Raw genomic sequence first — 10,383 nt, 5'->3', positions numbered from 1 at the left:
ACCTGATCTACACCTCGGGCACCACCGGAACACCCAAGGGCGTGGCCATCACCCACCACAACGTCACCCAGCTGCTGCACACACTGGACGCCGGCCTGCCGACCGGCGGGGTGTGGACGCACAGTCACTCCCTGGCCTTCGACGTCTCGGTGTGGGAGATCTTTGGGGCGCTGCTGCGTGGTGGGCGGCTGGTAGTCGTGCCCGATTCGGTGGTCCGCGCGCCCGAAGAACTCCAACGCGTGCTGGTCGCCGAACAGGTCAGCGTGTTGACCCAGACCCCGTCCGCGCTGGGGTTGCTCACGCCCGAGGGCCTGGAGGCCGCGGCGCTGGTGACGGTCGGCGAGCCCTGCCCGGTCGCCGTGATGGATCGGTGGGCGCCGGGACGCGTGATGGTCAACGCCTACGGTCCGACCGAAACCACGATGTGTGTGGCGATCAGCGCGCCGTTGGCGTCGGGGTCCGGGGTGGTGCCGATCGGCGGGCCCGTGCCTGCGGCGGCGTTGTTCGTCCTGGACGGCCGGTTGCGGCCGGTTCCCGGCGGTGTTGTCGGCGAGCTGTACGTGGCCGGTGCCGGGGTGGCAGCCGGCTACGTGGGCCGGGGTCCGCTCACCGCATCGCGGTTCGTGGCGTGTCCGTTCGGCGGCGCCCAAGCACCCGGAACGCGGATGTATCGCACCGGGGATCTGGTGTTCTGGGGAACCGACGGCCAGCTGCGCTACGTCGGTCGCGCCGACGAACAGGTCAAGGTCCGCGGCCATCGCGTCGAACTCGGCGAAATCCAAGCCGCGCTGGCCGGGCTGGACGGGGTGGGCCAGGCGGCGGTGATCACCCGCGAGGATCGCCCCGGCGACACGCGCCTGGTCGCGTATGTCACCGGATCGGCCGAGCCGGCCACGCTGCGTGCTCAGCTGGCCGAGCGGCTCCCGTCGTACATGGTCCCGGCCGCCGTCGTCGTCCTCGACGCGCTGCCGCTGACGCCCAACGGCAAACTGGACACCCGCGCGCTGCCGGCGCCGCAGTACACCGACGTCGCGCACTACCGCGGCCCGGCCACCCTTACCGAGGAGATCCTGGCCGGCATCTACGCGCAGGTGCTGGGCGCCGAGCGCGTCGGCGTGGACGACTCGTTCTTCGACCTGGGCGGCGATTCACTGTCGGCGATGCGGGTCATCGCCGCGGTCAACACAGCTCTTGACGCCCACCTTCCCGTGCGAACCCTGTTCGAGGCGCCCACAGTGGCCCAGCTGGCGCCGCGCATCGGTGGCGAGGCGGGCCGGCTGCAGCCGTTGGTCGCAATCGAGCGTCCCGCGGTAATCCCGTTGTCGTTCGCGCAGAACCGGCTCTGGTTCATCGATCAGTTGCAAGGGCCCTCGCCGCTGTACAACATCGCGGTGGCGCTGCGGTTGACCGGTGGGCTGAACGCGCGGGCGTTGGGCCAGGCGCTGGCCGATGTCGTCGGCCGCCACGAGAGCCTGCGCACGCGGTTCGCATCGGCCGATGGCGTACCCCAGCAGCTGGTGACACCCGCCGAACACGCCGACATCGGCTGGCAGGTGACCGACGCCACGGCATGGCCGGGCGGCCGACTGGAAGAGGCCGTCGACGCCGCCGCGCGCTACACGTTCGACCTGGCGAACGAGATCCCTTTGCGGGCACAGCTTTTCCGCGTCGCCGAGGGCGAGCACGTGTTGGTGGCCGCGATGCACCACATCGCCGCCGACGGCTGGTCGGTGACCCCGCTGGTGCGGGACTTGGGTGTGGCCTACGCCAACCGGTGCGCGGGTCACGATCCCGGCTGGGCGCCGCTGGCGGTGCAGTACGTCGACTACACGCTGTGGCAGCGCGCGCAACTCGGTGATCTCGACGACAGCCACAGCCCCATCGCCGCCCAGCTGGCGTACTGGGAACACGCGCTGGCGGGAATGCCCGAGCGCCTCCAGCTGCCCACCGATCGGCCGTACCCGCCGGTCGCCGATCACCGCGGCCACAAGGTCGCGGTCGACTGGCCGGTGGAAGTGCAACAGCGGGTGCGCGGAATCGCCGGGCAGCACAACGCGACCAGCTTCATGGTGATCCAGGCCGCCCTGGCGGTGCTGCTGTCGAAGTTGAGCGGCAGCAGGGATGTCGCGGTCGGATTCCCGATCGCCGGGCGCCGCGACCCCGCGCTGGACGAGCTGGTGGGCTTTTTCGTCAACACCCTGGTGCTGCGCGTCGATCTGGACGGCGACCCCACCGTCGCCGACCTGCTGGGCCAGGTGCGCCAGCGCAGCCTCGCCGCCTACGAGAACCAAGACGTGCCGTTCGAGGTCCTCGTCGACCGGCTCAACCCCGCCCGAAGCCTGACCCACCACCCGCTGGTCCAGGTGGTGCTGGTCTGGCAGAACTTCCCCTGGCACAGCAACGACGCCGCCGCCGGGCTGGCCCTGGGGGACGTGCAGGCGGCCCCGCTGCCGACGAATACGCAAACTGCCCGTTGGGATCTCGCGTTTTTCCTCAGGGAGAGTTGGACCGACACCGGCGAGCCCGACGGGATCTGCGGCGAAGTGGAATTTCGCACCGACGTCTTCGAAGCGGAAAGCATCGAGGCGCTGATCGAGTGGTTGCGGCGGGCGCTGGTGGCGATGACCGCCGCGCCCGACCGGCGCCTCTCGTCGATAGACCTGCTCGATGCCGGCGAGCACCGGCGGCTGGACGAGATCGGTAACCGTGCCGCGTTGACCAGGCCCGCGCCGGCGCCGGTGTCGATCCCGGCGGTGTTCGCCGCGCAGGTCGCGCGCGCACCCGAGGCGGTGGCCGTCACCTGCCAGGGCCGCTCCCTGACCTATCGCGAGATCGACGAGGCCGCCAACCGGCTGGCACACCGATTGGCCGGCCTTGGCGTGGGGCCGGGTCAGTGTGTGGCACTGCTGTTTTCGCGTTCCGCTGAGGCGATCGTCGCCATCCTGGCGGTGCTCAAGGCCGGGGCGTGCTACCTGCCCATCGACCCGGCACTGCCCGCATCGCGCATCGGCTTCATGCTCGACGACGCCGAGTCGGCGGCCGTGATCACCACGGCTGGGCTGCGGGGACTGCTCGACGGACACGCCCTGCCGGTGATCGACGTCGATGACACCGCGATCCAGGCTTATCCGTCCACCCCGCTGCCGACGCCGGCTCCCGACGACATCGCTTACCTCATCTACACCTCGGGCACTACCGGGGTGCCCAAAGGGGTGGCCATCACCCACCACAACGTGACCCAGCTGATCGCGTCCCTGGATCCGCGGCTGGCGGCGCCCGGACAAGTGTGGACACAGTGGCATTCGTACAGCTTCGACATCTCCGGGTGGGAGATCTTTGGTGCCCTCTTACACGGCGGTCGGCTGGTCGTGGTGCCCGAGTCGGTGGCCCGCTCACCGGCCGACTTCCATGCCCTGCTGGTCACGGAAAGCGTCAGCGTATTGAGCCAAACCCCTTCTGCGGCAGGGGCATTGTCGCCAGAAGGCCTGGATGCGGTGACCTTGCTGGTCGGCGGTGAGGCCTGCCCGGCCGAGCTCGTCGACCGGTGGGCACCCGGCCGGGTGATGCTCAACGAATACGGGCCCACCGAGACGACGATGTGGGTGGCGATCAGTCCGCCACTGCGCGCGGGGTCGGGCGTGCCGCCGATCGGCTCGCCGGTTTCGGGGGCGGCGCTGTTCGTGCTCGACGAATGGCTGCAACCCATACCGACCGGGGTGGTCGGTGAGCTGTATGTCGCCGGCGCCGCGGTGGGCTGTGGCTATTGGAAGCGCTCAGCTCTGACGGCGTCACGATTTGTGGCCTGCCCGTTCGGCGGGGCGGGTGTCCGGATGTATCGCACCGGGGATCTGGTGCGCTGGGGCGCCGACGGACAACTGCACTATGTGGGCCGCGTCGACGAGCAGGTCAAGATTCGCGGATACCGCGTCGAGCTCGGCGAAATCGAGGCGATGCTGGCGACCCATCCCCGGGTGGCGCAGGCGGCGGTCGTCGCGCACACCGTCCCCGCCGCCGACGGCGTGGCCGACAAGCAGCTGGTGGGGTACGTCGTGCTCGATGAGCAGCTGCGGCTGGCGCGGGAGCCCGAGCGGGAAGCCGGGCTGGTCGAGCAGTGGCAGCGGGTGTGGGGCGGCGTCTATTCGCGGCCGGCGGCCGAGGCGGCCGAGCCGACGACGTTCGGCGAGGACTTCGGAGGCTGGAACAGCAGTTACACCGGGGCGCCCATCCCGCTGGAGCAGATGCGGGAATGGCGCGCCGCCACCGTGGATCGGATCCGTCGGCTGGGCGCGGGGCGGGTGCTGGAGATCGGGGTGGGCTCGGGCCTGTTGCTCGCCCGGCTTGCCCCGGACTGCGTCGAGTACTGGGGTACCGACTTCTCGGCCGCGACCATCGAGACGCTGCGGGCCGCGGTCGCCGCGCAGTCGTGGGGCGATCGGGTGCGGCTGCTGGTGCAGCCCGCGGATGTGGCAGATGGGCTGCCGCAGGGCCACTTCGATGTGGTGGTGCTCAACTCCGTCGTCCAGTACTTCCCGAACGCCGCGTATCTGCTCGACGTGCTGGCGGGGGCGATGCGACTGCTGCGGCCGGGCGGGACGGTGTTCATCGGCGACGTGCGGAACTTGTCGCTGTTGCCGGCGTTCACCACCGGGCTGGTGTGCGTGGACACCTCCGAGGGGGAGGACACGGCCGCGGCGGCGCGCGAGCGGGTGCGCCGCGAAATGCTGGCCGAGCAGGAGCTGCTACTGGCACCGGAGTTCTTTGCCGCACTCCCGCAGCACCTGGCCGACATCGCCGCGGTGCAGGTACAGCTGAAGCAGATGCAGGCGGTCAACGAACTCAGCGGCTACCGATACGACGTGGCGCTGCGCAAGGGGCCGGTCGCCGTCCGGTCGCTGGCACACCTCCCGTCACAACCGTGGCAGCGCTTCGGCACCCTGGCCGGGCTGGGCGAATTTCTGCGGTCCCACGGCCTGCCGGAGGTGCGCGTCACGGGCGTACCTCATGGCGGCACATGGTTCGATGTGGCTCTGGCGCAAGCGCTTTCGGAGGCCGGCAACCGCACGCCCGTCACGGAGTTGCGTGCCGGCATCTCCGCACCCGATGCGGTGTTGCCGCACCACTGTCACGCGCTCGGGCGAGAACTCGGATATGCCACTGCGGTGACCTGGTCCCCGGACGCCGGCCTGGTGGACCTCGTCTACACCCGCGCCACCGAGCCGGCCGACTCCCCGGCAATGTCCGACCTGTACCTGCCGGCCACCGGGGTGAGTTCCCTGGCGGGTTACGTCAACGACCCGTCGGCGCTCGACCGCGCGGCCGAGGTGCGCCGGTACGTGGGCGCCCGGTTGCCGGAATACATGGTGCCTGCGGCCGTCATGGTGGTGGAGGCGCTGCCGTTGACCGTGAACGGCAAACTCGATCGGCGATCGCTGCCGGCCCCCGAATTCGCCAGCGGGGTGGCCTACCGTGCGCCCCGCGATCCACGGGAACAGGCGTTGGCCACACTGTTCGGCGAGGTTCTCGGCGTCACACGAGTCGGCATCGACGAGTCGTTCTTCGACCTGGGCGGGCACTCGCTGCTGGCCATGCGTCTGATCGCCGCGATCAACGCCAACCTGGACGCGGCTCTTGCGGTGCGCGCCGTGTTCGACGCGCCCACGGTGGCTCAGTTGGCGCTGCTGATCGGTGGCGATGCGGATCCGCTGGAGCCATTGGTGGCCGTTGAACGGCCGGCGGTGATTCCGTTGTCGTTCGCGCAGAACCGGCTGTGGGTGATCGACCAATTGCAGGGCCCCTCACCGGTTTACAACATGCCGGTGGCGTTGCGGATGTGTGGGCGTCTCGATGCCGAGGCGCTCGGCGCCGCGTTCGCCGATGTGGTGGGCCGCCACGAGGCCCTGCGCACCGTGTTCCCGGCCGTAGAGGGGATCCCCCGGCAGGTCGTGGTGCCGGTTGAGGGGGCCGACTTCGGTTGGCAGGTCGTGGACGCCACCGGTTGGGCGGCAACCCGACTGGCTGAGGCTGTCGACGTCGCGGTGCGCCGCCCGTTCGACTTGGCAGCCGAAATACCCTTGCGGGCAACGCTTTTCCGCGTCTCCGAAGAGGAGCACGTGCTGGTGGCGGTGGTGCATCATATCGCCGCCGACGGGCTGTCGATGACTCCGCTGGTGCGTGATTTGGGTACGGCCTACGCCGGCCGATGTGCGGGACGCGCGCCCGAATGGGTGCCGCTGGCAGTGCATTACGTCGATTACACACTGTGGCAGCGCGCGCAGTTCGGCGAACTGGCCGATAGCCACAGCCGCATCGGCGCGCAGCTCGCTTACTGGGAGCGCGCCCTGGCCGGACTGCCCGAGCGGCTGCAACTGCCGTCGGACCGGCCCTACCCGCCGGTGGCCGATTTCCGCGGTGCCAGCGTGTCCGTGGATTGGCCGGCGGAGCTGCAACAGCGGGTTTCCTGGGTGGCTCGCGAGCACAACGCGACGACCTTCATGGTCGTCCAGGCCGCGCTGGCGGTGCTGCTGTCGAAGATCAGCGCGAGCAATGACGTGGCCGTCGGGTTCCCGATCGCCGGCCGTCGTGACCCGGCCCTGGACGAGTTGGTCGGGTTTTTCGTCAACACGTTGGTGCTGCGGGTCGATCTGACGGGCGACCCCACCGTCGCCGAGCTGCTGGGCCAGGTGCGAGGGCGGAGCCTGGCGGCTTACGAGCACCAAGACGTGCCCTTTGAAGTGCTGGTGGAGCGGCTCAACCCCGCCCGATCCCTGAACCACCATCCGCTGGTCCAGGTGATGCTGGCCTGGCAGAGCTTCGCCCTCGATGAAAGCGACGCCGGTGCCGCGTTGGCGCTGGGTGATCTGCAGGTCACTCCGCTGGCGGCCGACACCAGCACCGCCCGCATGGACTTGACGTTCTCCCTGGCCGAGCGGTGGAGCGAGGCAGGCGAACCCGCCGGGATCGGCGGTGAGGTGGAGTTTCGCACCGACGTCTTCGATGCAGCCGGCATGGAGGCGCTGATCGGGCGGCTGGAGCGGGTGCTCGTGGCGATGACGGCCGATCCGGCCCGGCGGCTGTCGTCGATCGATCTGGTCGACGAGGCCGAACACGCTCGCCTGGATGGGTGGGGCAATCGGACAGTGCTGACCCAACCCGGCACCACCCCGGTGTCGATTCCGGCGCTGTTCGCCGCGCAGGTGGTCCGCATACCCGATGCGGCGGCGGTGAGCTCCGACGGCCGGTCGATGACGTATCGAGAGGTGGACGAGGCCGCTAACCGGTTGGCCCACTTGCTCGTTGGGCAGGGGGTGGGCGCCGGCGAGCGGGTGGCGCTGCTGTTGCCGCGGTCGGCCGAGGCCGTCGTGGCGATGTTGGCGGTGCTCAAGACCGGCGCCGCGTACGTGCCGATCGACCCGGCACAGCCGACGGCGCGGATGGAGTTCCTGCTCCGCGATGCCGTACCGGTGGCCGTGATCACCAACACCGGGCTGGCCGACCGGCTGGCCGGCCATCAGCTGCTGGTCGTCGACGTCGACGACCCGCGCATCGACACCCAACCCGGTACGGCCCTGCCGGCGCCGGACGCCGAAGACATCGCGTACCTGATCTACACCTCGGGCACCACCGGGGTGCCCAAAGGGGCCGCGGTAGCCCATCAGAACGTCACCCGGTTGCTGGAATCCCTGGAAGCCGGGATGGAGCTGGCGGGTCAGGTGTGGACGCAGTGCCATTCGTTGGCGTTTGACTTCTCTGTGTGGGAGATCTTCGGGGCGCTGCTCGGCGGCGGGCGGCTGGTGGTGGTGCCCGACACTGTGGTGCGCTCACCGGAGGAGCTACACGCGGTGCTGGTGGCCGAGCAGGTCAGTGTGCTGAGCCAGACGCCGTCGGCGTTTTATGCGCTGCAAACCGCTGACGCGCTGTCCCCCGAGCTGCGCCACCAACTCAAGCTGGAGACGGTGGTGTTCGGCGGGGAAGCGCTCGAACCCCGGCGTCTGGGCACCTGGTTGAGCAATCATCCGGGGTTGCCGCGGCTGATCAACATGTACGGCATCACCGAGACGACGGTGCATGCCTCGTTGCGGGAAATCGTTGACGTCGATGCCGAGAGCGCTGTCAGCCCCATCGGCGTGCCGCTGGCCCACCTCGCCTTCTTCGTGCTGGATGGCTCGCTTCGTGCCGTGCCGGCCGGGGTGGTCGGGGAGCTGTACGTGGCCGGTGGCGCGCTGGCGTACGGCTATGTGGGTCGGGCGGGGCTGACGGGGTCGCGGTTCGTGGCGTGCCCGTTCGGTGGGACCGGGACACGGATGTATCGCACCGGCGATCTGGTGTCGTGGGGCGCCGACGGACAGCTGCGCTATGCGGGGCGCGCCGATGAGCAGGTCAAGATCCGCGGGTATCGCATCGAGCTCGGCGAGGTTCAGGCGGCGCTGGCCGGCCTGGAGGGTGTCGGGCAGGCGGTGGTGATCGCCCGCGAGGACCGGCCCGGGGATAAGCGTCTGGTGGGGTACGCGACCGGCACCGCCGACCCGGCCGAGATGCGTGCGGCGCTGGCCGAGCGGCTGCCGGCCTACATGGTGCCCGCCGCGGTCGTGGTCATCGAGGCGTTGCCGTTGACGCTCAACGGCAAACTGGATGTTCGCGCGCTGCCGGCGCCCGAGTATCAGGATGTTGATCGGTATCGCGGACCGGGCGATGCCGTCGAGGAGATTCTGGCCGGAATCTATGCCCAGGTGCTGGGGCTGGAGCGGGTCGGGGTCGACGATTCCTTCTTCGAGTTGGGCGGTGACAGCATCCTGTCGATGCAGGTGGTGGCCCGCGCTCGCGCGGCCGGGGTGGTGTGCCGGCCGCGGGATGTGTTCGTCGAGCAGACGGTGGCCCGGCTGGCCCGGGTGGCGAGCGTGGCCGACGGTGAGACCGGCCCCGTCGACGAGGGTGTGGGCGAGGTGGTCGCGACCCCGATCATGCACTGGCTGCACAACATCGAGGGCCCGGTCGATCAGTTCAACCAGACGGTGGTGGCGCAGGCTCCCGCCGGGGTGACCGAGGCCGATGCGGTGGTGGTGCTGCAGGCGCTGCTGGATCGGCACGCCATGCTGCGGCTCCGCGTCGATGACGACGGCGCCGGGGGCTGGTCGCTGCACGTGCCCGAAGCGGGGGCCGTAAGCGCCGGCGCCTGCCTGCACGCCGTGGCGGCGTTGTCCGAGGACGCGCTGGTCGAGGCGCGGTCGCGGCTGAATCCGGCGACCGGGACGATGCTCAGCGCGTTGTGGGTGGAGCCCACCGGTCAGTTGGCGCTGATCATTCATCACCTGGCCGTCGACGGGGTGTCGTGGCGGATCCTGCTGGAAGACCTCAACATCGCCTGGGCTCTGCATCGCGGCGGCCAGGAGGTGGTGTTGCCGCCGGGCGGGACCTCGTTTGCCCGATGGTCGGCGGTGCTGGCCGAGCATGCCCACACCGCGGCGGTGACCGAGCATGCCGACACGTGGCGGCAGGTGGTCACGACCCCGGCCGCGTTGCCGGCGGTGCGGCCGGCGGTGGACACGTTCGCGTCCGCGGGGCGGCTGTCGGTACCACTGGATGTCGAGACCACCCGGATGCTGCTCGGTGAGGTGCCGTCGGCGTTTCATGCCGGGGTGCAAGACATCTTGCTGATTGCGTTCGCGCTGGCGTGGACAGAGTTTTTGGGCACCGCGGCCCCGGTGGGTATCGATGTCGAGGGCCACGGCCGCCACGAAGAATTGGCCTCCGACATCGACCTGTCGCGCACGGTGGGATGGTTCACCACCCTCTACCCGGCATCGCTCGCCGTGGGTGGTTTGTCCTGGTCGCAGGTGACGGCCGGCGACTCGGGCCTGGGCGCCGTCGTCAAGAACGGCAAGGAGCAGCTGCGCGCCCTGCCCGACCCGCTGAGCTACGGTTTGCTGCGCTATCTGAACCCTGAGACTGTGCTGGGTGGGTCGGATCCGGTGATCGGGTTCAACTACTTGGGCCGGCTCGGCGCCGGGGCCGCCCTTTCCGAGGATCTGTGGCGGATCAGCGAGGAGGGCTTGTTGTTGACCGGCGCGACGGCGGCGATACCCATGGCGCTGGCCCACACCGTAGAGCTCAACGCCGGCACCGTGGAGACCGACAACGGCCCGCAGCTGCACGCCAACTGGACGTGGGCGCCGTCGGCCATGGATCAGACCCAGGTCAGCCGGTTGAGCCGGCTGTGGTTCGAGGCCCTGGCTGGGATCTGCGCACATGTGCGCGGCGGTGGCGGCGGCCTGACCCCGTCGGATGTCGCGCTCACCCGGCTGAGCCAGCAGCAGATCGACGAGCTCGAGCGGAAATATGCGGATAGCTGACGTTTTGCCGTTGACGCCGTTGCAGCAGGGGTTGCTG

The 10,383-nt window shown here is 69.9% G+C and carries 1 protein-coding gene; it reads left to right on the top strand.

Translation table 11 applies throughout. From position 1 onward, the window contains the following. Positions 1-10,346: non-ribosomal peptide synthetase (locus OQ789_RS25485; protein WP_324689162.1), on the top strand; the 10,346-nt coding region annotated here is incomplete at its 5' end. Between the last annotated feature and the right edge of the window lie 37 nt (positions 10,347-10,383).

Source organism: Mycobacterium sp. 94-17, assembly GCF_035617725.1.
Taxonomy (GTDB): Bacteria; Actinomycetota; Actinomycetes; order Mycobacteriales; family Mycobacteriaceae; genus Mycobacterium.
The sequence above is the reverse complement of the archived record's forward strand: the minus strand, read 5'-3'. Positions and strand labels throughout refer to the sequence as shown.